A 24,822-nucleotide genomic window follows, 5' to 3' on the forward strand; every position below is an offset into this window, starting at 1 on the left:
TCTCAAAAGGGGCGAGTCGGCCATCGGCTCGCCCCCGTCCGTTCACGGAACGTAACCCACATGCCGTAAGGAACCGTAACCAAATCACTCCATTGGCCGTTCCCGGGCAGAACGCCCGCGCCGACCGACCCATGGATGTGCCTTGCCCAGGTTCAGTGTCATCGTCCCCGCGTACCAGGTCCAGGCGTATCTGCCCGAGTGCCTGGACTCGGTGCTCTCGCAGTCGTACCCCGATCTCGAACTGATCGCCGTGGACGACTGCTCACCGGACGCCTGCGGCACGATCATCGACGAGTACGCGGCCCGGGACGCGCGGGTGAAGGCCCTGCACCTGCCGGAGAACCAGGGCCTGGGCGGTGCCCGCAACGCGGGGATGGCGCAGGCGCGCGGCGACTACCTGCTCTTCCTGGACAGCGACGACACGCTGACGCCGGACGCGCTGCGGGCGATCGCCGACCGGATCAAGGAGACCGGCGATCCGGACGTGCTCGTCTACGACTACGCGCGGACGTTCTGGACGGGCCGGGCGGAGCGCAACAAGGTCGCGCCGCAACTGGCCGAACAGGGTCCGGCGCCTTTCCGGCTCGAGGACCGGCCCGGTCTGCTGCGCGTGCTCATGGTGGCCTGGAACAAGGCGTACCGGCGGGAGTTCGTCGAGGAGAACGACTTCGCCTTCCCGCCCGGCTTCTACGAGGACACACCCTGGACCTACCCGGCCCTGATGACCGCCGAGTCGATCGCGACCCTCGACCGGGTCTGCGTGCACTACCGGCAGCGGCGGCGGGGCAGCATCCTCTCCACCACCAGCCGCCGGCACTTCGACATCTTCGACCAGTACGACCGGGTCTTCGCGTTCGTCGAGGAGCGGCCCGAACTGGCGCGCTGGCGGCCGGTGCTGTTCCGCCGGATGATCGACCACTTCTCGACGGTGTTCACCAGCCGGGACCGGCTGCCGAAGGGCACTCGCGGGGAGTTCCTGCGCACGGCCCGCACCCACTACCGGCGCTTTCACTCGGCAGGCTCGAAAGTCCCCCTCCGCACCCGGCTCCGCCACGGCCTCGTCCACTACGGCCTGCACCGTACCTACCGCGCCCTCCAGCTGGTGATGTCCGGCCGCCGCCGCGCCCTCAAGGCCGGTGTCAAGTTCGCCCGCGGGCTGCGTTCGGCCCTGCTCCAGCTGCACTACCGGGTCCAGCTGCGCCTCCCGCTGCGCGCCGACCGCGCGGTCTTCGCCGCCTACTGGAACCGCGGGCACAGCTGCAACCCGGGCGCCCTGGAGGAGGCGTTCCGCACGCACGCCCCGCACATCCGCACCGCGTGGATCGCCCGCCCGGAACACCACCACACGATCCCGCCGGGCCCGCGCCGGCTGCGGCCGGGCTCCTTCGCCTACTGGACGGCGCTGGCACGCTCCAAGTACCTGGTCAACAACGTCAACTTCGACCGGCGGCTGCGCAAGCGCCCCGGCCAGGTGTTCGTGCAGACCCAGCACGGCACCCCGCTCAAGCACATGGGCCTCGACCTCCAGGAACACCCGGCGGCCGCCGCCGGCACCGACTTCGAGGAGCTCCAGCGGGGCATCGACAAGTGGGACTACCTCCTGTCCGCCAACCGCCACACCACCCTGACCTGGGAGCGCGTCTACCCCGGCGGATACCGGACCCTCGAATACGGCTACCCGCGCAACGACGTCTTCCAGAAGGCCACCTCGGCCGACGTCACCCGGATCCGCGAGTCGCTCGGCATCCCCGAGGGCACGGTCGCCCTCCTCTATGCGCCCACCCACCGCGACTACCGGCGCACCCAGCGCCCCGCCCTCGACCTGGACCGGATCGTGCGCCGCCTCGGCCCGCGGTTCGTGATCCTGGCCCGCGCCCACTACTGGCACGGCGGCCCGCTCGCGTCCGGGGACCGGGTGATCGACGTCAGCGACCACCCCCGGGTGGAGTCCCTCTGCCTGGCCGCGGACGCACTGGTCACCGACTACTCCTCCCTGATGTTCGACTACGCCAACCTGGACCGGCCGATCGTCGTGCACACCGAGGACTGGGACGCCTACCACGCGGCCCGCGGCACCTACTTCGACCTGCGCTCCAGCCCGCCGGGCGCGGTCGCCCGCACCGAGGACGAGCTGATCGACATCTTCGCCAGCGGCCACTGGCGCGGCTCCCGCTCCGCCCAGCTGCGCGCCGCGTTCCGCGAGCGGTTCTGCCGGTACGACGACGGACGCGCCGCCGAGCGGGTCGTACGGCATGTGGTGCTCGGCGAGACGGCCGGGCTGCCGGAGTTCACCCCGTTGGCGGAACGGCACCCCGTGCCCTCGGCGGCCTCCGGGCAGGCCAACTCCCCGTTGGCCACCGTTTCGCAACCTTCCGGACATCCACCCGTCACCGAGAGCCGCTGAGCGCCGTTTGCCTTGCAGGGAGTTCCCTCATGCCCCCGAACACCTCGCGGCCCGCTCCGTCCCGGCCGTCCACCTGGCGGCCGACGGGAAGGCCGGGCCGCATGCACACCTGAGAAAGAGCAGCATGCCCCGCTTCAGCATCATCGTCCCGTCCCACGGGGTCGCCGGCCGGCTGTCCCAGGCGCTGGACTCGGTCCTCGCCCAGTCCTTCGGCGACCTGGAGCTGATCCCGGTCTGCGACGCGCCCGACGCCCCGGCCGCCTCGGTCGCCGCCGCCTACGCCGAGCGGGACTCCCGGGTCGCCCCGGTGCACTCACCGCCGTCCGCCGGGCTGAGCGGGGCCCGGAACACCGGGATGCGGGCGGCACACGGCACGTACCTGCTCTTCCTCGACGGCGACGACGTCCTGGTCCCGGGCGCGCTGGCGCTGCTCGACGCCCGGCTCGCCGAGACCGGTGACGTGGACGTCCTGTATGCCGAGCACGAGCGGACACCCTGGTGGGAGGGCGAGCCGGCCAACCCGGCGGCGCCCTTGCTGGCCGGTCTCCCGAGCGGCGCGTTCGCCCCGGACCGGGCGCCGCGGCTGACGGGCGTGGCCCTGCCGGCCTGGAGCGCGGTCTACCGCCGGTCCTTCCTCACCGAGCGGCACCTGCGCTTTCCGGACGGGCACTTCACGGACCTCGGCTGGGGCGGCCTGACCACCGTCGCCGCCGAGCGGATCGCGGTGCTGCGCTCGGTGGTCGTACGGCACCGGCTGCGCCGGCAGGGCAGCCGCCTGAACCTGCCGGGACCCCACCAGCACGAACTCCTCGACCAGGTGGAGCTGGTGCTGGAGCGGGCCGCCGGGGTGCCCGGCGAGCGGGCGCGGGCGCTGTTCGAGCAGGTCTTCGCGGTGGTGCTGAGGACGGCCGCGCGGCCGGAGCGGATGCCGTCCGGGCACCGGGCGTTCTTCCGGCGGGCGGCCCGGCTGCACCGCACCCACCGCCCGGACGGGTTCCGGATGCCGGGCGGAAGCGTGGGTGTCCAGCACCGGCTCCTCGCGGCGGGCGCGTACACGGCGTTCCGCGTGCTCCGCGGCGCCAACCGGATCGCGGCCGGGGCCGCCGGACGGCTGCCCCGCCCGCACATGCCGCTCACCCGGCTGCGGTACGCCCTCGACCTGCGCCGCCCGCTGGATGCGAACCTCGCCGTGTACTGCGCCTACTGGGGGCGCGGCTACGTCTGCAACCCGGCCGCGATCCACGCCGTGGCCCGCGAACTCGCCCCGCACGTCCACTCGGTGTTCCTGGTCGAGGCCGGCCAGGAACACAGCGTGCCGGACGACGTGGAGTGCGCGGTGATCGGCAGCCGCCGGTACTGGGAGGTGCTGGCCCGCGCCAAGTACCTGGTCAACAACGCCAACTTCGCCGAGGGGGTCGTCAAGCGGCCGGGCAGCGTGCACGTCCAGACGCAGCACGGCACCCCGCTGAAGAAGATGGGCGTCGACCAGTCGACGTACCCGGTGGTCGCCGCGCAGACCGGCAGCTTCACCAAGCTGCTCGGCCGCGTCGACCGCTGGGACTTCAACCTCTCCTCCAACCGCCACTCCACCCAGACGTGGGAACGCGCCTTCCCCGGCTCGTACCAGTCCCTGGAGTACGGCTATCCGCGCAACGACGTCTACTACACGGCGACCGCCCACGACGTGGTCCGGGCCCGTCGCAGGCTGGGTGTCCCCGACGGCAGGACGGCCGTGCTGTACGCCCCCACCCACCGCGACCACCACACCGGCTTCGAGCCCGGCCTCGACCTGGAGGCGTTCTGCGAGGCGGCCGGCGAGAACGTCGTCGTGCTCCTGCGCGCGCACTACTTCTACGACCGGGGCCGTTCGGCGGGCACCGGCCGGGTCATCGACGTCACCGCGCACCGCTCCGCCGAGGACGTGTGCCTGGCCGCGGACGCGCTGATCACCGACTACTCCTCCATCATGTTCGACTACGCCAACCTGGACCGGCCGATCGTGGTCTACGCCGACGACTGGGAGGTCTACCGGCAGACCCGCGGCGTCTACTTCGACCTGATGGCCGAGCCGCCGGGACCGGTCGCCCACACCCCCGAGGAGCTGGCCCGGATCTTCCGCGACAGCTCCTACCAGGGCCCGGAGTCCCGGCAGCTGCGGGCCGGCTTCCGCGCGCGGTTCTGCCAGTTCGACGACGGCCTGGCCGCCGAACGGGTCGTACGGCGGGTGTTCCTCGGCCGGCCGCCGGAGGAGATCCCGGCGGTGATCCCGCTCGCCGAACGCCTGCCCGCCCCGGCCGCGACCCTCGTCAGGAGCTGACCGTGCCCCGACTCAGTGTGATCATCCCCTGTTTCAAGGTGCAGGGGTTCCTCCGCGAGTGCCTCGACTCGGTGCTGGAGCAGTCCTTCCACGACATCGAGGTGATCGCCGTCGACGACCGCTCCCCGGACGGCTGCGGCGCGATCCTCGACGAGTACGCGGCCCGCGACCCGCGCGTGAAGGTCCTGCACCTGCCGGAGAACGTCGGACTCGGCCGCGCCCGCAACGCCGGACTCCCGCACGCCACCGGTGACTTCCTCCTCTTCCTCGACAGCGACGACACCCTCACGCCGGGCGCGCTGCGCGCGGTCGCCGACCGGCTGGCGGAGACCGGCGACCCGGACGTGCTGGTCTTCGACTACGCCCGCACCTACTGGTGGGGCGGCACCCGGCGCAACGCCCTCGCGGAGGTGCTGGGTTCGACCGACGGCGTCTTCACCGCAGCCGAACGCCCGGAGGTCCTCGACCTGTTGATGGTGGTGTGGAACAAGGCCTACCGGCGTGACTTCGTCGAGGAGAACGGCTTCGCCTTCCCGCCGGGCTACTACGAGGACACCCCCTGGACCTTCCCGGTCATGCTCAGCGCGGCCCGGATCGCCACCCTCGACCGGATCTGCGTCAACTACCGCCAGCGCCGGCAGGGCAACATCCTCTCCACCACCAGCCGCAAGCACTTCGACGTCCACGAGCAGTACAAGCGGGTCTTCGCCTTCGTCGACGCCCGCCCGGAACTGGCCGGCTGGCGGCCCTGCCTGCACCGGAAGATGGGCGAGCACTGCCTGGACATCCTCGCCAAGCCGGACCGGCTGCCGCCCGCCGCCAGGGGCGAGTTCTTCCGGCGGACCGCGGAGCTGTACCGGGCGTTCCGGCCGGAGGGGGCCGACCTCGGGGTGCTCGGCAGGTCGTATGTGTCGTACCTGCTGGGGCTGCAGGCCGGGCGGGCCGGACGGGAGGGCGGCCGGCAGGCGCTGCGGGTGCGGCGGGCGGCGGGGGCCCGGGCCCGGCGCGCGCTGACCGGGCTCCGTGGCCTGCGTCCGCTGGACGAGGACCTGGTCCTGTACTCGGCGGCCTCGCACCAGGGGCTGTGCGGCGACCCGGCGGCCGTGTACCGGGCGGCCCGGGAGCTCGCCCCGCGGCTGCGCGGCGTCTGGGTGGTGCGGGACGCGGAGGTCGCGGCGGAACTGCCGGCCGACGTGGAACACGTGCTGCTGGACTCCCCGGAGTACCTGCGGCTGACCGCGCGCGCGAAGTTCTTCGTCAACGACGTCAACTGGCCCGGCGCGCTGGTGAAACGGCCCGGCAGCGTGCACGTCCACACCCACCGGGGCACCCCGCTCAAGTACCAGGGCGCCGACCTGCTGGGCAAGCCCGGGGCCCGGCTCGGTTTCGACGTGCCGCAGATGCTGCGGCGGGCCGACCGCTGGGACCACAGCCTGGTCGCCAACCGCCACTCGGAGCTGGTGTGGGAGCGGGCCTACCCCTGCCACTTCGCGTCGGCCCGCACGGGCAGCCCGCGCAACGACGTCCTGGTCACCGGCGGCCCGACGGACTTCCGGGCCCGGTACGGCATTCCGGCCGACCACACCGTGGTGCTCTACGCGCCGACCCGCCGCGACTACGTCCGGGGCGGTCACGTCGACCGGATCGACCTGGCCCGGTTCGCCGCCGACCTCGGTGAGGGGCACACCCTGGTGGTCCGCCTGCATCCCGCCCTCGCGACCGGTCCGGCGCGCGGGATGGGCCTGGCCGAGCTGCACCGGCGCGGCATCGTGGTCGACGCGACCGGCGAACCGCACGCCGAGGAGGTCATGCTGGCCGCGGACGCCCTGGTCACCGACTACTCCTCCATCATGTTCGACTACGCCAACCTGGACCGGCCGATCGTCGTGCACGCCGACGACTGGGCCGCCTGCACGGCGAGCCGGGGCGCCTATCTCGACATCACCGCCGAGGCGCCGGGCCATGTCTCGCGCTCCTACCGGGAGTTGGCGTGGCTGTTCGCCTCGGGCGGCTGGCGGGACGAGGAGTCGGCGCGGCTGCGGGCCGACTTCCGAACCCGGTTCTGCGAGTTCGACGACGGCAGGGCCGCCGAACGCGTCGTACGGACGCTGCTGCTCGGCGAGTCGATGCCGGAGCCGCCGGGCCGGGTGCCAGGCCCGGCCGGCGCGCGTGACCTGCTGGCGTCGACGTGAGACCGCGCACCTGGGTGCTGGTGCTGGCCGCTGCCTTCGCGGTGCTGCAACTCGTGAATGTGACCGGCCGGGACACGCCGGACTCCAAGAACTACGTGTCGTACGCGCTGACCCTGGCCGGGGCGGGCAAGCGGGAGGCGGCGGCCGAGACGGTGGACTGGGTGTGCGCCGGCAAGGCGTCGGCGGCGGAGCACGCGCAACGCGTGGACGTGCTGCGCTTCCACGCGCCCAGTCCGGCGGGCCGGGTGTTCGCGGAGTGCCGGGCCGGTGAACTGCGGCGGGTGGAGCGGCGGTTGCGGGCCGGGGGCGCGCAGACGGACGGGCACGTCGTGCCGTTCGTGGCCCCTCGGCTGCGGCGGATCTTCGAGGTGCGGCCGGGGTATCCGCTGTTCCTGGTGCCGTTCGTCACCGTGTTCGGGGTGACGTGGGGGGTGTGGCTGGCGAGTGTGCTGGTCGCGGGCGCGGGCGGAGTGCTGGTCTTCCTGGTGCTGCGGACGGTGTCGGTACCGGTGCCGCTCGCGCTGACCGGGCAGGCCCTCTACTACGTCCTGCCGGTCGGCACGACCGCGATGCGGCCGATGACGGAGGGCCTGATGCTGGCCCTGACCCTGACGGCGCTGTGGGGCTGCGCGCTGGTTCTGACAGGGCGGGCGGGAACGGCGGCGTCGGAGGCGGCGCGGGCGAGGACGACGCTGGTGGGGACGGCGCGGGCGAGGACGACCCTGGTGGGGACGGCGCTGGTGACGGGTGCGCTGCTCGCGCTGTTCGCCGTGAAGCACTCGCAGGCGCTCTTTCTCGGTGCGTGCCTGGCCGGGGCCGCGGCGGTGGTCGCGTTGTGGCGGCGCCGTCGGCACGGGCGGAACCCCGGGCGCAAGCGGAGTTCCGGGCGCGGGGTGGCCGCGATCGCGGCGGTGGGGTGCGGGGCGGTGGCCGGCACCCTGCTCCTCGCCCGGCTGCTGCGCTACCCCTCCGAGGCGGAGAGCGTGCAGGACCTGCTGACCGGCCACTACACCCACCCGGACCGGGCCCACCCGTGGCGGGAGTTCCTCCATCTGGAGTTCGACTTCTGGGTGGAGTGGCTGCGACGGCAGCTGCTGGCGCCGCTGTTCCCGGCCGCGCTGGCGGCCGGGGCGTGGGGAGCGCGGCGGCGGCCCGCCTTCGGCGTCTTCCTGCTGGCGGCCGCCGGAACCGGGATCCTCACCCAGGCCGGGCACCCCGACATCACCGTCTTCGGCGACCGGCTGATCGTGCTGGCGTGGCTGCTGCCGGTGGTGGGCGTGCCGCTGCTTCTCGAACCGCTGGTGCGCCGGCCGGTCCCGGTTCCCGTGCAGGGGTCGCCCAGGGCGGTCGGCGTCACTCGATGAGGTGATGGGCGGCAACGCGGTCGGGGCGGACGGGAACACTTGGCAAATGGTCCGCCCCGTCCGTTTCCTCCGGTGAGCACCGGCGCCCTGCTCCGGCGCGCCACGCGTGGTTCCACCGCCCTGCGCGGCGGCCGAGTCCGCAGACTCACCCCGTACCAGGTGTTCGGCCTGCTGTTCTGGCTGCTGATGACCCTGGCGTACTGGCGGGTGCCGCCGTGCTGCGAGGCCGGACTGCACGCGGCGGCGGTGGCCCGGCTGCGGGCGGGCCTGACGGACACCGCCGTCTCCCCCTACGTACTCGCCCAGGGCGCGCTCGCCCGGCTGACCGGACTGACGGGGTGGCAGCTGCTGCGGGTGGGCGGCCCGCTGAACCTGCTGGTGCTGCTGACGGGTCTCGGCCGGCTGGTCCGCGTCCTCACCCCGCGCCCGTGGGCTCCGGTGCTGGCGCTGGCCTTCCTGTCCCTGCTGTGGGGCACGCGGCCGGCGTGGGGCGGGGGCTCGCTGGCCCTGCTGCCGCTGACCGGCAGCCTCGGCTATCCGTCCGCGTTCGCCCTCGGCCTCACCCTCTGGGCCTGGGCCCTGACCGGCGCCCGCGCCCGCGATCTGCGCCGGGTGCGCTATGTCGGCCCGAGCGGCCTGCGCAGCCTGTCCGGATACGCGGCGCTCGGTCTGCTGTACGGGACGGTGGCGCTGATCGACCCGGTGACCGGAGTGGGCGCGGCGGCCGGGGCGGTGGCCTTCGTGGCGGGGTGGCAGCGGGGTTGGCGGGCCGCGGTGTGGGGGCGGTGGGCGCTGATGTGCGCGGTGGCGGCGGCAGCGCCGGCCTTCGGGACGCACGCGCGCGTGCCGCCGCCGTCGGTGTTTGGGGCGTACGGGCCGTACGCCGGGTCGGGCGGGCTGGGCGAGTTGGCCGGGTTGACCGGCCAGTGCTGGCTGGCCCTGCTGGGGCTCCCGGCACTGTGGCTGCGGGCCCGGCGGGCGGGCGGGTCGGCGCCGCGCGGTTCGGTGGGGCCCCCGGCCTGGCGTGATCCGCTGGTGTTGTTGTTCGCCCTGGGGTGCCTGGTGCTGGTGTGCGGGCGGCTCGTCGGGCTGCTCGGGCTGGTCCTGCTGGCGCCGCAGTGTGCGCTCGCCGTGGAGCTGGCGGCGGAGCGGCCCTGGCCGGGGTGGCGGGGGGTGCTGGGCTGGGCCGCGGCCGGCGGGGTCTGCGTGGGCTTCCTGGCCGCGCAGGCCGGGGCGGTCGTACCTCGCTCGGTGGACCCGGTCGGCTTCGCCCAGCCGCCGCGCTGGCCGTCGTACGACTGGGCGGCCCGGCACATCGGCCCGGGGGAACCGGTGGTCACGGACGCCTACTACGCCGTCCGGCTGCTCCCCGGGTACGGCATCGACCTGGCCGACGGCCACGACCACCGCCCCCGGGTGCGCTGGCTGCTGCTGACCCGGCAGGAGCGGCTGCCCGCGGAGGCGGTGGTGGTGGACTGGAGCCGGCGCACCGGTGAGGTGCTCGCGCGGCTCACCCGGACGGGGGACGCGTCCCCGGTACCGCTGGTCACTCGATCGGTTACTCGATGACGAGCTCGACCGGGATGTTGCCCTTGGTGGCCTTGGAGTAGGGGCAGAAGGCGTGGGCCTGGTGGACCAGCTTCTCGCCGGTCTCGTTGGCGAGCGCCTCGGGAAGCTCGACGCGCAGGGTGACCTTGAGCGCGAAGCCGCCGTCGGACTCGTCCTTGCCGATGCCGACCTCGGCGGTGACGGAGATCTCGCCGGTGTCGACCTTGGCCTGACGGCCGATGGCGCCGAGGGCGCTGGCGAAACAGGCGGCGTAACCGGCGGCGAAGAGCTGCTCGGGGTTGGTGCCCTCGCCGTTGCCGCCCAGCGCGGGCGGGAAAGCCAGCGTGAGGTCCAGCTGGCCGTCCGAGCTGACCGCCCGTCCTTCCCGGCCGGTGGCGGTGGCGGCTGCGGTGTAGATGGCGTCCATGGAAGACCATCCCTCTCGAAGTACTCGAAGTATCGGTGTTCCGGCGGCTCCCGTTCCGGCCGCCCTCACGACAACAAGTAGAGCACACAATTCAATTGCACACAACTAAATGACCCACAAGCGCTACGATTGAGCCATGACCGCGACGACCTCGACCCCCAGCCCCACCCCGAGCCCCGCCCCCGAGGCGGAGTGGCTCCGCCTGGACCGCCAGATCTGCTTCTCCCTGCACGCCGCGTCCCGCGCCTTCAACGGCGTCTACCGCGTGATCCTCAAGGACCTCGGGCTCACCTACCCGCAGTACCTGGTGATGCTGGTGCTGTGGGAAGAGGGCGACCTGCCGGTCAAGAAGCTCGGCGAACACCTGCGCCTGGACTCCGGCACCCTGTCCCCGCTGCTCAAGCGCCTGGAGGCGGCGGGTCTCGTACACCGCGAGCGCAGCGCCCGGGACGAACGCTCGGTGGAGGTGCGGCTGACGGAGGAGGGGGCCGCGCTGCGCGAGCGGGCGCTGGAGGTACCGCGGAGGATCGTGGCGGCGACGGGGTTCGACGTGGAGGAGATCAGGGAGTTGAAGGCGCGGCTCGACCAGCTGACGGGGACTCTGGATGCGGCGGCCGCGGCTGAAGGGGCGCGCTGAGCGCCCCTTCAGGGGCGCGGGGCTGTTGTCGATGTGCGGCTGCCGCCGCGTGGGCGCGACCAGCCCCCACCGGCCTGCACTGCGGACTCGGCCGCACCCACCCGAATCGGCCGCACATACAACCGCAGCGCAACCCGGTCGATCACCATCTCCTCCCGCAGCACGAACTGCTGGTTCAGCACGGCGAGTTTGGCCCGCTCCGTCCCGAGCCGCGGCCGATACCCGCTCACCAGCGCGTACTTCTCCATCACGGCCCACACCTCGTCGGCCCCCGCCAACCGCCGCCGCAGCACCCCCGCCCCCACCTCACGCCCGTACAGCGTCCCCGACGCCGGCCCCGGCTCGGCCAGTGCGACGTCCCGCGTGCCTTTGAAGTCGGCGGGATACGCGAGCTCCGCCCCGCGCGCGTGGGCCGGCAGGAACAGCACGGGGTCGCCGGGCCGCAGCACACGGGCCACCGCCGCGGCGACCGCCCCGAGGTCGTCCGGACGGGTGCCCGGCACCCGGTCCGCCCGCAGCAGCGGGACCTGGTGGACGAAGGCGAGGAGAACCGCCAGGACCCCGGCCAGGGTGAGCGCGGGCGACCGGGGCGCCGTCCGCGCGCCGTGGGACCAGAGCCGGCCGAGCACCCGGGCGACCTGGTCCGCGCCGAGCGCCACCAGCAGCGGCGCCCCGGCGAGCGCGTACAGCACGTACCGGTCGACGTACAGCGGTGTGAACTGCGAGGCCAGCATCAGTGCCACCGGTGGCAGCACCGCGAGCGGCAGCGCGACCGCCGCGAGGGTCACCTCGCCACGCCGGCCCACCAGCCGCGTCAGCCCGAGCAGCCCGAGCGCCAGGCACGCCCAGTACACCCCGTCGGTCGGTCCGAGGTACTGGCGCAGCAACTCCTGCGCGGTCTCCACGTCCGGCTCCCGCAGCCAGGCCACCTGGGCCGACTGCCCGCGCGAGACCACGACCATCGGCAGCAGCGACAGCGCCACGCCGCCGGCCGCGCAGCCCCACCCCCGCCACACCTTTCCCGACGAACGGGCCAGCGCCAGGGTTCCCGCGTGCGCGAGCAGCAGCAGGACGGCGAACTCGTGCAGCCAGCAGGTGACTCCGAGGACGGCGCCGTACCACCACCAGGCCCGCCGCCCCTCCTCCCGCACCGCCCGGACGAGGAGCAGCGTCGCGCCGGTGGCGCCCGCGGCGACCAGGGCGTACGAGCGGCCCTCCTGCGCGTAGTGGCCGACCAGCGGGGTGACCGCGTACAGCAGCCCGGCCCACAGGCCGACGCGCGGCCGGGCCAGGCGGCTGCCGAGGGCGGCGACCAGGCCCGCGGTGCCGGCCGCCGCGCACACCGAGGGCAGCCGGAGGACGACCTCGCCGGGGTGGCCGGGGTCGGCGGCGAGGACGAGGTGCATCAGCAGGTAGTACAGGCCGTGTACCGCGTCGACGTCGTGCAGCAGCCGCCAGATCTGCGGCACCGTGCGCCGGGCGACCTGGTAGGTGACGGCCTCGTCGCGCCACATGCCGCCGCGGTGCAGCCCCCAGAGCCCGACGGCGAGCATCGCCGCGGCCGGGACGGCCACGGCGAGGAACCGGGCGGCCCGCGGCCACCGGGGCCGACCGCCCAACGGGCGCGGCCGACTCCGTGGAGCCGGCCGGCTGTCGTCTTCTGTTCGTGTCGTTCGCGGATGTGTTCTCACGAGAGGCCCGATACTCACCACGGCCCGATCTTTTGCGATTAGCCAACCTTTGCCGGGTATTGACGGCGTATCGGCATGGATACACCATCCGCGCGGCTTACGCTCGCGGTCGATGAATCGTCACCCGTACACTCCGCTTCCGCGCGTCCCGTTCGCCCCGCCTGTTCGACTCCCGCGTCTGCGCCGCCCGTCCGGCCCCCCGCGTCTCCCCTCGCGTCTCCGGCCGCGCCTCTCCCCGCCGCTCCTCCGCCTCGCCGTCGTCTGGGCCGCCACGCGCGCGCTGATGCTGTGGCTCCTCGCCCACAACAACGAGCGACCCCTGGGCCACGGATCGGTCGCGCGCGAAGTGTGGCGGCTGTACTTCCACTGGTACGGCGTGCTGTCGCACGGCGCGTTCCCCGCGCACGACACGTTGTGGCAGTACCCGCCGGGTGCCGGCGCGGTGCTGCTGGCGCCGGGGCTGGTGCCCGGACTGAGCTACTTCCAGGCGTTCGTGGCGCTCACCCTGGCCACCGACGCGCTGGTCACGGCCGCACTCGCCCGCGCGGGCCGGCGCCCCGGCCGCTCCCTGCTCGGCGCGGCCCTGTGGACCGGCGGCCTGCCCCTCCTGCTGCACCTCCCGCTGGCCCGCTACGACGTGGAGGTCACCGCCTTCGCCGTGCTCTCCCTGCTGGCGCTGTCGCGCTCCACGCGCGCGTGCGGTGCGCTCGCGGCACTGGGCGCGCTGGTGAAGGTGTGGCCGGCGCTGGTGCTGCTGGGCCTGGAGCGCGGACGTCCGACGCGCACGGCGTGGCTGACCGCGGCCCTGACGGGGACCGTGACCCTCGCCGTCTTCGTGGTGTCGTTCCGCAACCCGCTCGCCTTCCTCCGTCAGCAGGGCGGCCGTGGCGTGCAGATCGAGTCGCTCGGCGGAACCGCGCTGAGCCTCGCGCGGCACGCCGGCTGGCGGGGCACCACCCGCTATCAGTACGGCGCCATCGAACTGGTCGGCCCGCATGTGCGCGCGGTCGCCACCGCCTCCCTCGTTCTCACCGCGGCCGCCTTCGCGCTGCTGCTGCTCTGGCGGGTACGGGCCCGGCACTGGACGCCGGCCACCCCGTACGACGCGGCGCTGAGCGCGGTACTCCTCTTCACCGTCACCAGCCGGGTGATCAGCCCGCAGTACATGATCTGGCTGCTCGGCCTGGCCGCCGTCTGCCTGACCTCACGGCACACCACCCAGCGTCCGGTCGCCGCGCTCGTCCTGGCGGCGACCGCGCTCAGTGCCGTCGCCTACCCCGCGTTCTACGCCGAGGTCGTCCACTGCACCTGGACCGGCTGCCTGCTGATGCTCGCCCGCAACGGCCTGCTGGCCACGGCCGCCGTGCTCTCCCTGACCCGGTTGTGGCGCGCCACCCGGCGCCGCGAGGACACGTCAGGTGTCCGTATGACCGCGGTGCGTCATGTCGGCCGTCCGCAGATGTCGGCGGCACCTGCTTCACTGAGGAGTGACCGCGGCTGACGAACCCGCGGCTGACGGACACCACGGGCCAACTCACGGAGGGGACGGCCGCACATGACCTGGCTGATCACCGGCGGCGCCGGTTACATCGGGGCGCATGTCGTACGCGCGATGGCGGAGGCGGGCGAGCGGACGGTGGTCTACGACGACCTGTCCACCGGCATCGCCGAACGCCTGCCGCAGGACGTGCCGCTGGTGGTGGGCTCCACCCTCGACGGTGAGAAGGTCGCGCGCGTCCTGGCCGAGCACGAGGTGACCGGGGTCGTGCACCTGGCGGCGAAGAAGCAGGTCGGCGAGTCGGTGGACCGCCCGCTGCACTACTACCACGAGAACGTCGAAGGCCTGCGCGTCCTGCTCCAGGCCGTGACGGAGGCCCAGGTCCCGTCCTTCGTGTTCTCCTCCTCGGCCGCGGTCTACGGCATGCCGGACGTCGACCTGGTGACGGAGGAGACGCCGTGCGTGCCGATGTCGCCGTACGGCGAGACGAAGCTGGCGGGCGAGTGGCTGGTCCGTGCGACGGGCCGGGCCACAGGCCTCGCCACGGCCTCGCTCCGCTACTTCAACGTGGCCGGCGCGGCCCGCCCCGAACTCGCCGACGTGGGCGTCTACAACCTCGTCCCGATGGTCTTCGAGAAGCTCACGGAGAACGCCCCGCCGCGCGTCTTCGGCGACGACTACGCGACACCGGACGGCACCTGCGTCCGCGACTACATCCACGTGGTGGACCTCGCCGAGGCCCACGTGGCCGCGGCCCGTGCCCTCCAGGCCGAGCCGGGCCGCGCACTCACCCTCAACATCGGGCGCGGCGAGGGCGTGTCGGTCCGCGAGATGATCGACCGCATCAACGCCGTCACCGGCTACGACCTCCCCCCGGCCGTCACCGCCCGCCGCCCCGGCGACCCGGCCCGCGTCGTCGCCTCCGCCGACCGCATCACCACCGAACTCGGCTGGAAGGCCAAACACGACGTCCAGGACATGATCACCTCGGCCTGGGACGGCTGGGTACGCCTGCATCCGGAGGCGGGCCGGGGCTGACGCACCGGCGCCCGGTCGCCGGGTGTGTGAGGCCTCGTCACTCCGCGGTCCTGCGGGCCTGTTTGACCTCCTCGGCGAGGGCCCAGGCGTCCGCCACCGGGCCCACGTGGCCGAGTTTCTCGGGGTTGAGGACCAGGCGGATCGCCTGGACGCGGCCGTCGAGGATGTCGAGGGCGAAGGTCTGCAGGACCTTGCCGTGGCGGTCACGGAAGATCGCGCCGGGCTGGCCGTTGACCTCGTGCTGCTCACAGGTCACCTCGATCCGGAACAGCAACGGGATGACGGCGGCGAGGAGGCGGGCCACGTTCGGGGCGCCCAGCACGGCGCGGGCCAGCTGCGGGGCCTTGCCGCCGGCGTCGCTGACGAGCGACACGTCGGCGGCGAGCAGGTCCTGGAGGCCGGCCAGGTCGCCTTCGTGGAGGGCCTCGAAGAAGCGTGCGGCCAGTTCGACGCGCTCCCTGCGGTCCGCCTCGAAGCGGGGGCGGCCGTCGGCCATGTGGCGCCGGGCCCGGACCGCCAGCTGGCGGCAGGCGGCCTCCGAGCGGCCCACCGCCGACGCGACCTCGGGGAAGCCGAAGTCGAACACCTCGCGCAGGACGAAGACCGCGCGTTCCAGGGGGCTGAGCCGCTCCAGGAGCAGCAGGGCCGCCATCGACACCGAGTCGGCCAGCTCCGCCGACCGCACCGGGTCCTCGTAGGGGTCGGTGAGCAGCGGCTCGGGGAACCACGGGCCGACGTACTCCTCGCGCCGGACCCGGGCCGAGCGCAGTACGTCGATCGAGATCCGGGTCACCGCGGCCGACAGGAAGGCCTTCGGCGACCTGACCTCGGTCGCCGAGCCGGCGAAGCGCAGCCAGGCCTCCTGGACGGCGTCCTCGGCCTCACCGACGCTGCCGAGCAGCCGGTACGCGATCGAGAACAGCAGCGGCCGCAGTTCCTGGAACTCCTCGGCCCTGGTCTTCATGTCCACTCCCCCATGTCCCATGTCCTATGCCCCATGCCCCGTCAGAAGGAGCCCGGGCCGAACCGGCCCACCGTGACGAGCAGTGCCAGTGCCAGGTAGCACAGGTTCAGCGCCACGAACGCCCGCTCGCCACGCCGGCCGTGGGTGATCATCGCGCCGATCATCAGCAGGATCCAGGCGGTGGCGGTCACCGGCACCAGTACCGGCGCGATGCCGGTGACGGCGGGCAGGACCAGGCCCGCCGCGGCCAGGAGTTCGAGGATGCCGAGCGTCCGCACGAAGCCGTCGCCGACGTCACCGGTCCAGCCGCCGCCATGGGCCGCGGCCAGTTTCTCCCGCGGCACGAACGTCTTGCTGATCCCACCGGCCAGCGCCACCGCGGCGAGCAGCCCGGCGGTGATCCACAGCGCGAGGTTCATCGTCCACTCCCTGATCGAGGATGTCTGCGCCCTCTACGACGAGACGGGCGCCGCACCTGTGACATCCACGGTCAAGTGGTTACAGCGCCTTGAGCGCCTCCGTGGTCCCGCGGGCCAGCGCCGCCAGGTACCCCTTCGGAAGCTTCGGGGTGCGGATCACCACCGAGCGCCAGTACAGCGGACCGGAGATCAGGTCCATGGCCAGGTCGTCGTCGAGGCCCTCGGCGAGTTCGCCGCGCCGCTGCGCCGCCTCGATGATCTTGCTGGCGACGCCCTCCTGGCCCTCGCGCAGCGTCTTCTGCATGGCCTCGGCGATGTCGGGGTTGCGGGCCGCCTCGGCCTGCAGGTCCGGGATGATCTGCGAGGCGACCGGGTGGCGCAGCGCCCGGGACGTGACCTCGTACAGCAGCCGCAGGTCGCCCTCCAGGGAGCCGGTGTCGGGTACCGGCAGGCCCATCACGGCGAGGGCCGAGACGACGTCGAGGACCAGGTGCAGCTTGGAGCGCCAGCGGCGGTAGACGGCGGTCTTCCCGACGCCGGCGCGGCGCGCGATGCCCTCGATGGACATCCGGGCATACCCGACCGCCGCGAGTTCCTCGAAGACGGCGGCCCGGATGGCCTCGGTCACGTCCTCGCGGAGGACGGCCGCCCCGGCAGGGGCTCGTCGGCGCGGACGCGTCTGGGGCTCCTCGGCGTTCGTCGTCATGTATCCCAGCATAGGGGCGTAACGACGAAACGGTTGCGTTCCGACGACGGACCGACACCGAGCCGCCACCCGAACGCCGCAACGCGGTCGCAGCGCGGTCGCACTGAACACGCCCCAGCTCACCGCCGTATCGAACACGCACCCGCAACACACCGCAACGAATCGGTCGCGCCCCGACCTCGAAAGTGTTACGGCACACATCCGTCCGTGACGACGAAACGGTTGCGTTCCGACGCCAACTCGGCCTACGCTCCCGTTGCGACGATACGGTCCCGTCCCGACGTAAGAAAACGTGAAGAGAAGCGTAAGGAAACGCCGGATGTACGGGCCCGGCGCCCAGCCGGACGCCGCACCCCCACCCCCCGAGTGAAAGCAGCGGATGTGACCCAGGTCCTTCACACACCGCCCCCGGCCCCGGTCACGGCCGAGGACGACCTCGCGGCGCTCGCCGCCCGGCACGGTCTCTCGGTCAGCGGCGCCCGTCCCTCCCTGCCCCAGTACATCCGCCAGCTGTGGGCGCGACGGCACTTCATCGTCGCGTTCGCCACCGCCAAGCTCACCGCCCAGTACGCCCAGGCGAAGCTCGGCCAGGTCTGGCAGATCATGACCCCGCTGCTGAACGCCGCGGTGTACTACTTCATCTTCGGTATCCTGCTGGGCACGAAGAAGGGCGTACCGGACTACATCCCGTTCCTGGTCACGGGGGTGTTCATCTGGACGTTCACGTCGAGCTCGATCATGACCGGCACCCGCGCGATCGCCGGCAACCTCGGTCTCGTCCGCGCCCTGCACTTCCCGCGGGCGGCGCTGCCCATCTCCTTCTGCCTCCAGCAGCTGCAGCAACTGCTGTTCTCGATGTGTGCCCTGGTCGTCATCCTGCTCTGCTTCGGCGTGCCGGTGGCCGCCTCCTGGCTGCTGGCGATCCCGGCGCTGATCCTGCAGTTCACCTTCAACACCGGCATGTCGCTGATCATGGCCCGATGGGGCGCCAAGACCCCGGACATCTCCCAGCTGATGCCGTTCGTGCTCCGCACCTGGATGTACATCTCCGGCGTCATGTGGAACATCGACAAGCTGACCAAGAACCACCACGGTCTACCGACCTGGGTCAACCCGGTGCTCAAGGCCAACCCGGCCGCCGTCTACATCGACCTGATGCGCTTCTCCCTGATCGACAGCTTCCACGCCAACCAGCTGCCGGCGCACGTGTGGATCATCGCGACCGCCTGGGCGCTGGTCGTCGGCGTCGGCGGGTTCATCTACTTCTGGAAGGCTGAGGAGACGTACGGCCGTGGCTGAGAACGTGAGCGACACCTCCAGCGTGAACGACATCCCCAGCGTGAGCGACGCCCTCGGTGTGAGCGGCACCCAGATCCCCACCGTCGTCGCCGACCGCGTCGACATCGTCTACCGGGTCAACGGCACCGGCGCCGGCCGCGGCTCCGCCACCGCCGCCCTCAACCGTATGCTGCGCCGCAAGCATGCCGAGCAGGCGGCCGGCGTCCGCAAGGTGCACGCGGTCAAGAACGTCTCCTTCGTCGCCTACAAGGGCGAGGCGATCGGCCTGATCGGCACCAACGGCTCCGGCAAGTCCACCCTGCTCAAGGCGGTCGCCGGCCTGCTGCCCGTGGAGCACGGCGCCATCTACACCGACGGCCAGCCCTCCCTCCTCGGCGTCAACGCGGCCCTGATGGGCGACCTGACCGGCGAGAAGAACGTCTACCTCGGCGGTCTCGCCATGGGCATGTCCCGCGAGGAGATCAAGGAGCGCTACCAGGACATCGTCGACTTCTCCGGCATCAACGAGAAGGGCGACTTCATCACCCTCCCGATGCGCACCTACTCCTCCGGCATGGGCGCCCGGCTGCGGTTCTCCATCGCCGCCGCCAAGGACCACGACGTCCTCCTCATCGACGAGGCCCTGGCCACCGGTGACGCGTCCTTCCGCATGCGGTCCGAGGAGCGGATCCGCGAGCTGCGCCAGCACGCGGGCACGGTGTTCCTGGTCAGCCACAACAACAAGTCCATCCGCGACACCTGCGAGCGGGTGCTGTGGCTGGAGCGCGGTGTGCTGCGCATGGACGGGCTGACCGAGGACGTCCTCGCCGAGTACGAGGCCTTCACCGGCGACAAGTCCGACAAGACGAAGGCGAAGCCCAAGCCGAAGCCGAAGCCGAAGGCCACGCCCCCGGCGCAGGCCGACGCCCCGAAGATCGCCCAGCCTTCCTGAAGCAGCCTTCCTGAAGCAGCCGTACGACCGTGAGCCGCGCCGGTGCCACCCGGCGCGGCTCACGCCGTTGTCGGCGGGAACGGACCACCGGCAGAAGAGACAGAAGAGAGGCGCCCCGGACCGTCACCGGCCCGGGGCGCCCTTCATGTCGTACTACCGCTGCGTACGGCCGCTTCGTACGGCTACGCGTGCGTGCGCAGCAGCGTCCGCATCGTCCGCATGGCCACCGAGAGGTTGGCCAGGTCGAAGGAGTCCGAGCTGCGGATCTCCTCCAGGGTGGTCCGGGCCCGGCCCAGGATCGCGGCGTTCTTCTGCTCCCAGGCCTGGTAGCGCTGCTCGGGTGTCGACGTGCCGTTGCCCGCGGCGAGCACGTCGGCGGTGAGCAGCGCGTGGGCCGCGTACAGGTCCTCGCGGATGGAGGCGCGGGCCATCGACTGCCAGCGGTCGGCGCGCGGGAGCTCGATGATGCGGTCCATCAGCTGGGTGACGCCGAGACGGTCGGCGAGGTCGTAGTAGACCTCGGCGACGTCCAGCGGCTCCTTGCCGGTGCGGTCGGCCACCGAGACGATGTCCAGCGCCGGGAAGGCGGAGGAGAAGCCGGCCACGCGGGTCGCGACCTCGGCGGGCACACCGGCGAGGGACAGCTCGTCGTACACGTGCTGGTACCACTCCAGGTCCGCGCCGCGCAGCAGCTTCGGCAGCTGCTGCCAGACCTGCTCGACCCGCTCGGAGAAGAAGTCGACGGTCTCCAGGAGCTGGAGCGGCTGCGGCCGGTTGTTGAGGAGCCAGCGGGTGCCGCGCTCCACCAGGCGGCGGGAGTGCAGCCGGATCCGGGTCTGGACGGCCGCGTCGACCTTGTTGTCCAGTTCCTCGACCGCGTCCCACACCGCGGCCGAGCGGAAGATCGCGCGGGCCGCGGTCTGCGCCCGGACGATCTCCTCCAGGGAGGCCCCGGTCTCCTCGCGCAGCCGGTGCAGGTAGGTCGTACCACCGGTGTTGACCGTGTCGTTGACCAGGACCGTGGTGGTGATCTCGCGGCGCAGCGGGTGGGTGGCGAGCGCGGCGGCGAACCGCTCGCGCAGGGCCGTCGGGAAGTACGCGTGCAGCAGGCTGCTCAGGTACGGGTCGTCCGGCAGCGTGGTCGCCAGCAGTTCGTCGGCGACCGTGATCTTCGTGTACGCCATCAGGACGGCCGTCTCCGGGCCGGTCAGGCCCTGGCCGGTGCCGATGCGCTCGCGGATCTGGCGGTCGGTGGGCAGGAACTCCAGGGCCCGGTCGAGGTGGCCTTCCCTGACCAGGTGGCGCAGGAAGCGCTGCTGGGCGTGGAGCATGTCCCCGGACTGGGCGAGCGCGTTGGCGATCGCCACGTTCTGCGCGTAGTTGTTGCGCAGCACCAGGGCGCCGACCTCGTCGGTCATCTCGGCGAGCAGCTTGTTGCGCTGCTTGACCGTCATGTCGCCGTCCGCGACCGCGCCGTTGAGCAGGATCTTGATGTTCACCTCGTGGTCGGAGGTGTCCACGCCCGCGCTGTTGTCGATGGCGTCGGTGTTGATCTTGCCGCCCTGGCGGGCGAACTCGATCCGGCCCAGCTGGGTCAGGCCCAGGTTGCCGCCCTCGCCGACGACCTTGACGCGCAGGTCGGCGCCGTCGACGCGGATGGCGTCGTTGGCCTTGTCGCCGACGTCCGCGTTGGACTCGGCCGACGCCTTGACGTACGTCCCGATGCCGCCGTTCCACAGCAGGTCGACCGGCGCCCCGAGGATCGCCTTCATCAGGTCGGCCGGGGTCAGCTTGGTGACCTTCTCCTCGATGCCGAGGGCCTCGCGGATGTGGCCGTTGACCGGGATGGCCTTGGCGCTGCGCGGGAAGATCCCGCCGCCGGCCGAGAGCAGGCCGGTGTCGTAGTCGCCCCAGCTGGAGCGGGGCAGGTCGAACAGGCGGCGGCGCTCGGCGTAGGAGGTGGCCGCGTCCGGGTTCGGGTCGATGAAGATGTGCCGGTGGTCGAAGGCGGCGACCAGGCGGATGTGCTCGCTGAGCAGCATGCCGTTGCCGAACACGTCACCGGACATGTCACCGATGCCGACGACCGTGAAGTCCTCGGTCTGGGTGTCGACGCCCAGTTCCCGGAAGTGCCGCTTGACGGACTCCCAGGCGCCGCGCGCGGTGATGCCCATGCCCTTGTGGTCGTAGCCCGCGGAGCCGCCGGAGGCGAAGGCGTCGCCGAGCCAGAAGTTGTAGCTGCCGGCGACCTCGTTGGCGATGTCGGAGAACGTCGCCGTGCCCTTGTCGGCCGCGACCACCAGGTAGGTGTCGTCCTCGTCGTGCCGGACCACGTCCTGCGGGGGCACGACGTCGCCGGCCACCATGTTGTCGGTGATGTCGAGCAGCGCCGAGATGAACGTCTTGTAGCTGGCGATGCCCTCGGCGAGCCACGCGTCCCGGTCCACGCCCGGGTCGGGCAGCTGCTTGGCGACGAAGCCGCCCTTGGCGCCGACCGGCACGATGACGGTGTTCTTCACCATCTGCGCCTTGACCAGGCCGAGGATCTCGGTGCGGAAGTCCTCACGCCGGTCGGACCAGCGCAGACCGCCGCGCGCGACCTTGCCGAAGCGCAGGTGCACACCCTCGACCCGCGGCGAGTACACCCAGATCTCGAACGCCGGGCGGGGCGCCGGGAGGTCCGGGATGGCCTGCGGGTCGAACTTCATGGAGACGTAGGAGTGCGGCTTGCCGTCGACCGTGTCCTGGAAGAAGTTGGTGCGCAGCGTCGCCTTGATGACGGTCAGGAAGGAACGCAGGATGCGGTCCTCGTCGAGGCTCGCCACCTGGTCCAGCGCCGCGTCCAGCTCCTCCAGGAGGGCGTCGGTGATCTCCAGGCCGGCCTTCTGCCGGTCCGGCGACATCCGCGCCTCGAACAGGGAGATGAGCAGCCGGGTGGTGTGGACGTTGTTGCGAAGGGTGGTCTCCATGTAGTCCTGGGAGAACGTGGAGGCGGCCTGCCGCAGGTACTTCGCGTACGCCCGCAGCACCATCGCCTGCCGCCAGCTCAGCCCGGCGCTCAGCACCAGCGCATTGAAGCCGTCGTTCTCCGCCAGACCGGTCCAGGTCGCCGCGAACGCCTCCTGGAAGCGCTCACGGCCGTCGTCGCCCAGGTAGTCGCCGTTGCCGCCGCCGGACACCTTCGGCATGCGCAGCCCGAAGTCGTAGATCCACGCGGTCGTCCGGTCCGCGCAGCGCAGTTCGTACGGCCGCTCGTCGATCACCTCGACGCCCAGCCGGTTCAGGACCGGCAGCACGGCCGACAGGGAGATCGCCGCGCCCTTGCGGTAGATCTTGAAGCGGCGCTCGCCGGGAGCGGCCCCCACCGGCTCGTAGAGGCTGAGCGCGAAGTCGTTGCCCGGCTCCTCGGTGAGCCGCTCCAGGTGGACCAGGTCCGCGACCGCCGCGCGCGGGGTGTGGTCGGCCTTGTAGCCCTCGGGGAAGGAGTTGGTGTAGCGGCGCTGCAGCTCGGCCGCGCGCTCCTCGCCGCACTCGGCGTTGAGCGCCTCGGCGAAGGCGTCGGCCCAGGAGCGGGCCGCCTCGACCAGGCGGGCCTCGATGCGGTCCTTGTCGGCGTCGGACAGCTCGGGCAGTTCGGTGCCCTGCGGGACGCGGACGACGAAGTGCAGCCGGGAGAGGATCGACTCGGTGTTCCAGGCCGTGAAGTCGACGCTGATGCCGCCGAGTTCCTCCTTCAGGATGTCGATGATCCGCAGCCGGACGCCGGTGGTGTAGCGGTCGCGCGGCAGGTAGACGAGGGCCGAGTAGTAGCGGCCGTACTCGTCCTGGCGCAGGTACAGCCGCAGCCGGCGGCGCTCCTGGAGGTAGAGCACGCTCGTGACGATCGACTCCAGCTCCGGGACCGGGGTCTGGAACAGCTCGTCGCGCGGGTAGGTCTCCATGATCTGGAGCAGGTCGCGGCCGTCGTGGCTGTTGGGCGAGAAGCCGGCCCGGTCCAGGACCGCGTCGACCTTGCGGCGGATGACCGGCACCCGGCGCACCGACTCGGTGTAGGCGGCGGACGAGAACAGCCCGAGGAAGCGCCGCTCACCCACCACGTTGCCGTCCGCGTCGAACTTCTTGACGCCGATGTAGTCCAGGTACGACGGCCGGTGCACGGTCGCCCGGCTGTTCGCCTTGGTCAGGACGAGGAGCTTGTGCTCACGGGCCTTGGCGCGCGCGTCGGCGGGGAGCCGCTCGAAGGAGGGGCTGACCGGGTGGCCCTCCTCGCCGGCGTGCTGCGGGTCGGAGCGCAGGATGCCCAGGCCGGTGCCGGGCACGGCGGCCAGCGAGTCGTCCTCGCGCAGCTGGTACTCGCGGAAGCCGAGGAAGGTGAAGTGGTCGGCGGCCAGCCAGCGCAGCAGCTCGCGGGCCTCCTCGACCTCGGGGCGCGGCAGGTCGGCGGGGACCGGCTCCTCGCCGAGGTTCTCGGCGACGCGGACGGCCGCCTCCCGCATCTTCTCCCAGTCCTCGACGGCCTCACGGACGTCGGAGAGCACGCGCAGCAGGTCGGCGGTGATCTGCTTGAGGTCGGAGCGGTCGGTCTCGCGGTCGATCTCGACGTGGATCCAGGACTCGATGTACGCGTCGTGCGGCAGTTCCTCGCCGACCGTCGGGGTGGGCAGCACCTCGATCAGCTTGCCGGTGAGGTCGCGGCGGACGGCGATCTGGGGGTGGATGACGACGTGGATCCCGCGCCCCCGCCGGGTCAGCTCGTTGGTGACCGAGTCCACGAGGAAGGGCATGTCGTCGGTGACGACCTCCACCACCGTGTGGGTGCAGGTCCACCCGTTCTCCTCGACGGTCGGGGTGTGGACCCGGACGTTCGCGGTGCCCTGCGGGCGGGTCTCGGCGAGGCGGTAGTGCGAGACGGCCGCGCCGAAGACGTCGACCGGGTCGCGGTCGGCCAGGTCCTCCGGTGCGGTGTGCAGGTAGTAGCGCTGGAGGAACGCGAAGACGGACTCCTGGTCCGCCTCTCCCGTCGTCCCAGTCGGTAGGTGCCCCCCGGCCGGGCTGTTCTCAGCTACCCGGGCGGCCCGATCGAGCAGCTCGGCCTTGGCTTCGTCCAGCTTGGTCTGCATTGTCCTCTGGCTCCTGTCGCGCGCCATTGCGTGACGTAGAAGGAAGTACGGGCTCTTCCCCCTGCGGCTCGACGCCACGGCCGGGTTCTCCGGTCTGCTCCGACGCTATGCCGCAAGGTGAGACGAGCGGGGGGTATTGAGCCATATTTGAGCTGCTCGGCAGGTGTGATGCTGCTCTCGGCAGCGCTCCTGCCTGGGCCGCCTTCGGCGCCCTCCGCCCGGGAAGACCAGCGACCGCCACCCGGTCACGGAGGTGTTCCGTGCTCA

The 24,822-nt window shown here is 72.2% G+C and carries 16 protein-coding genes; 10 read left to right on the forward strand and 6 right to left on the reverse strand.

What is annotated here, in order from left to right:
* Positions 1 to 142 precede the first annotated feature (142 nt).
* From ABT137_RS44290 to ABT137_RS44310, 5 genes are all read left to right on the forward strand, one after another.
* A complete protein-coding gene (locus ABT137_RS44290) occupies positions 143 to 2,404 on the forward strand; it encodes a bifunctional glycosyltransferase/CDP-glycerol:glycerophosphate glycerophosphotransferase (RefSeq protein WP_351718167.1) in 2,262 nt (753 codons plus the stop codon).
* Between the two features lie 124 nt (positions 2,405 to 2,528).
* Entirely contained in the window at positions 2,529 to 4,721 is a 2,193-nt protein-coding gene (locus ABT137_RS44295) for a bifunctional glycosyltransferase family 2 protein/CDP-glycerol:glycerophosphate glycerophosphotransferase (RefSeq protein ID WP_351718169.1), read from the forward strand.
* Positions 4,722 to 4,723: 2 nt separating this feature from the next.
* Positions 4,724 to 6,913 carry a bifunctional glycosyltransferase/CDP-glycerol:glycerophosphate glycerophosphotransferase gene (locus ABT137_RS44300; protein ID WP_351718171.1) on the forward strand — a complete coding sequence of 730 codons (2,190 nt, stop codon included), beginning with the start codon at positions 4,724 to 4,726 and terminating at the stop codon, positions 6,911 to 6,913.
* Entirely contained in the window at positions 6,910 to 8,277 is a 1,368-nt protein-coding gene (locus ABT137_RS44305) for a hypothetical protein (RefSeq protein WP_351718173.1), read from the forward strand. The genes ABT137_RS44300 and ABT137_RS44305 overlap by 4 nt, the downstream gene beginning before the upstream one ends.
* 72 nt (positions 8,278 to 8,349) lie before the next feature.
* Positions 8,350 to 9,846 carry a hypothetical protein gene (locus ABT137_RS44310; protein ID WP_351718174.1) on the forward strand — a complete coding sequence of 499 codons (1,497 nt, stop codon included), beginning with the start codon at positions 8,350 to 8,352 and terminating at the stop codon, positions 9,844 to 9,846.
* Here ABT137_RS44310 and ABT137_RS44315 read toward each other — a convergent pair.
* Positions 9,836 to 10,252 carry an organic hydroperoxide resistance protein gene (locus ABT137_RS44315; RefSeq protein WP_351718176.1) on the reverse strand — a complete coding sequence of 139 codons (417 nt, stop codon included), beginning with the start codon at positions 10,250 to 10,252 and terminating at the stop codon, positions 9,836 to 9,838. The two genes, ABT137_RS44310 and ABT137_RS44315, sit on opposite strands and share 11 nt — an antisense overlap.
* 136 nt (positions 10,253 to 10,388) lie before the next feature.
* Here ABT137_RS44315 and ABT137_RS44320 point away from each other — a divergent pair, with 136 nt between their 5' ends.
* Positions 10,389 to 10,889, forward strand: coding sequence for a MarR family winged helix-turn-helix transcriptional regulator (locus tag ABT137_RS44320; protein ID WP_351718178.1), 501 nt, complete (start codon positions 10,389 to 10,391; stop codon positions 10,887 to 10,889).
* Positions 10,890 to 10,897: 8 nt separating this feature from the next.
* Here ABT137_RS44320 and ABT137_RS44325 read toward each other — a convergent pair whose 3' ends face one another.
* Positions 10,898 to 12,508 carry a glycosyltransferase family 39 protein gene (locus ABT137_RS44325; RefSeq protein WP_351718180.1) on the reverse strand — a complete coding sequence of 537 codons (1,611 nt, stop codon included), beginning with the start codon at positions 12,506 to 12,508 and terminating at the stop codon, positions 10,898 to 10,900.
* 355 nt (positions 12,509 to 12,863) lie between these two features.
* Between ABT137_RS44325 and ABT137_RS44330 the strand changes: the two genes are divergently transcribed.
* Both ABT137_RS44330 and galE read left to right on the forward strand, forming a co-directional pair.
* Positions 12,864 to 14,081: a glycosyltransferase 87 family protein gene (locus ABT137_RS44330; protein WP_351718181.1), complete on the forward strand. Its 1,218-nt coding sequence runs from the start codon at positions 12,864 to 12,866 to the stop codon at positions 14,079 to 14,081.
* A gap of 54 nt (positions 14,082 to 14,135) precedes the next feature.
* Positions 14,136 to 15,116: a UDP-glucose 4-epimerase GalE gene (gene galE, locus ABT137_RS44335; RefSeq protein ID WP_351718183.1), complete on the forward strand. Its 981-nt coding sequence runs from the start codon at positions 14,136 to 14,138 to the stop codon at positions 15,114 to 15,116.
* A 37-nt stretch (positions 15,117 to 15,153) separates the two neighbouring features.
* On the opposite strand, the gene ABT137_RS44340 is transcribed toward galE, so the two are convergent.
* The 3 genes from ABT137_RS44340 to ABT137_RS44350 form a co-directional block, all read right to left on the reverse strand.
* The gene (locus ABT137_RS44340; RefSeq protein WP_351718185.1) at positions 15,154 to 16,080 is read right to left on the reverse strand and encodes an RNA polymerase sigma-70 factor; all 927 of its coding nucleotides are present in this window, start codon (positions 16,078 to 16,080) and stop codon (positions 15,154 to 15,156) included.
* 41 nt (positions 16,081 to 16,121) lie between these two features.
* Entirely contained in the window at positions 16,122 to 16,499 is a 378-nt protein-coding gene (locus tag ABT137_RS44345; protein ID WP_351718187.1) for a DoxX family protein, read from the reverse strand.
* Positions 16,500 to 16,578: 79 nt separating this feature from the next.
* The gene (locus ABT137_RS44350) at positions 16,579 to 17,205 is read right to left on the reverse strand and encodes a TetR/AcrR family transcriptional regulator (RefSeq protein ID WP_234544057.1); all 627 of its coding nucleotides are present in this window, start codon (positions 17,203 to 17,205) and stop codon (positions 16,579 to 16,581) included.
* Positions 17,206 to 17,586: 381 nt separating this feature from the next.
* Here ABT137_RS44350 and ABT137_RS44355 point away from each other — a divergent pair, with 381 nt between their 5' ends.
* Together ABT137_RS44355 and ABT137_RS44360 are read left to right on the forward strand one after the other, a co-directional pair.
* The gene (locus ABT137_RS44355) at positions 17,587 to 18,504 is read left to right on the forward strand and encodes an ABC transporter permease (RefSeq protein WP_351718189.1); all 918 of its coding nucleotides are present in this window, start codon (positions 17,587 to 17,589) and stop codon (positions 18,502 to 18,504) included.
* A gap of 40 nt (positions 18,505 to 18,544) precedes the next feature.
* Positions 18,545 to 19,435 (forward strand): ABC transporter ATP-binding protein, encoded by an 891-nt coding sequence (locus ABT137_RS44360; RefSeq protein WP_502984673.1) that lies wholly within the window; start codon positions 18,545 to 18,547, stop codon positions 19,433 to 19,435.
* Positions 19,436 to 19,617: 182 nt separating this feature from the next.
* On the opposite strand, the gene ABT137_RS44365 is transcribed toward ABT137_RS44360, so the two are convergent.
* Complete coding sequence (locus ABT137_RS44365) at positions 19,618 to 24,555, reverse strand: NAD-glutamate dehydrogenase (RefSeq protein ID WP_351718191.1); 4,938 nt, start codon at positions 24,553 to 24,555, stop codon at positions 19,618 to 19,620.
* Between the last annotated feature and the right edge of the window lie 267 nt (positions 24,556 to 24,822).

This window comes from Streptomyces sp. NPDC001980 (assembly GCF_040296885.1).
GTDB lineage: Bacteria > Actinomycetota > Actinomycetes > Streptomycetales > Streptomycetaceae > Streptomyces.

Coding starts and splice junctions, on each gene's coding strand:
- ABT137_RS44295 (WP_351718169.1), top strand. CDS start 2,529: ATGCCCCGCTTCAGCATCATCGTCCCGTCCCACGGGGTCGCCGGCCGG.
- ABT137_RS44315 (WP_351718176.1), bottom strand. CDS start 10,252: ATGGACGCCATCTACACCGCAGCCGCCACCGCCACCGGCCGGGAAGGA.
- ABT137_RS44320 (WP_351718178.1), top strand. CDS start 10,389: ATGACCGCGACGACCTCGACCCCCAGCCCCACCCCGAGCCCCGCCCCC.
- ABT137_RS44330 (WP_351718181.1), top strand. CDS start 12,864: ATGCTGTGGCTCCTCGCCCACAACAACGAGCGACCCCTGGGCCACGGA.
- galE (WP_351718183.1), top strand. CDS start 14,136: ATGACCTGGCTGATCACCGGCGGCGCCGGTTACATCGGGGCGCATGTC.
- ABT137_RS44340 (WP_351718185.1), bottom strand. CDS start 16,080: ATGAAGACCAGGGCCGAGGAGTTCCAGGAACTGCGGCCGCTGCTGTTC.
- ABT137_RS44345 (WP_351718187.1), bottom strand. CDS start 16,499: ATGAACCTCGCGCTGTGGATCACCGCCGGGCTGCTCGCCGCGGTGGCG.
- ABT137_RS44350 (WP_234544057.1), bottom strand. CDS start 17,205: ATGACGACGAACGCCGAGGAGCCCCAGACGCGTCCGCGCCGACGAGCC.
- ABT137_RS44365 (WP_351718191.1), bottom strand. CDS start 24,555: ATGCAGACCAAGCTGGACGAAGCCAAGGCCGAGCTGCTCGATCGGGCC.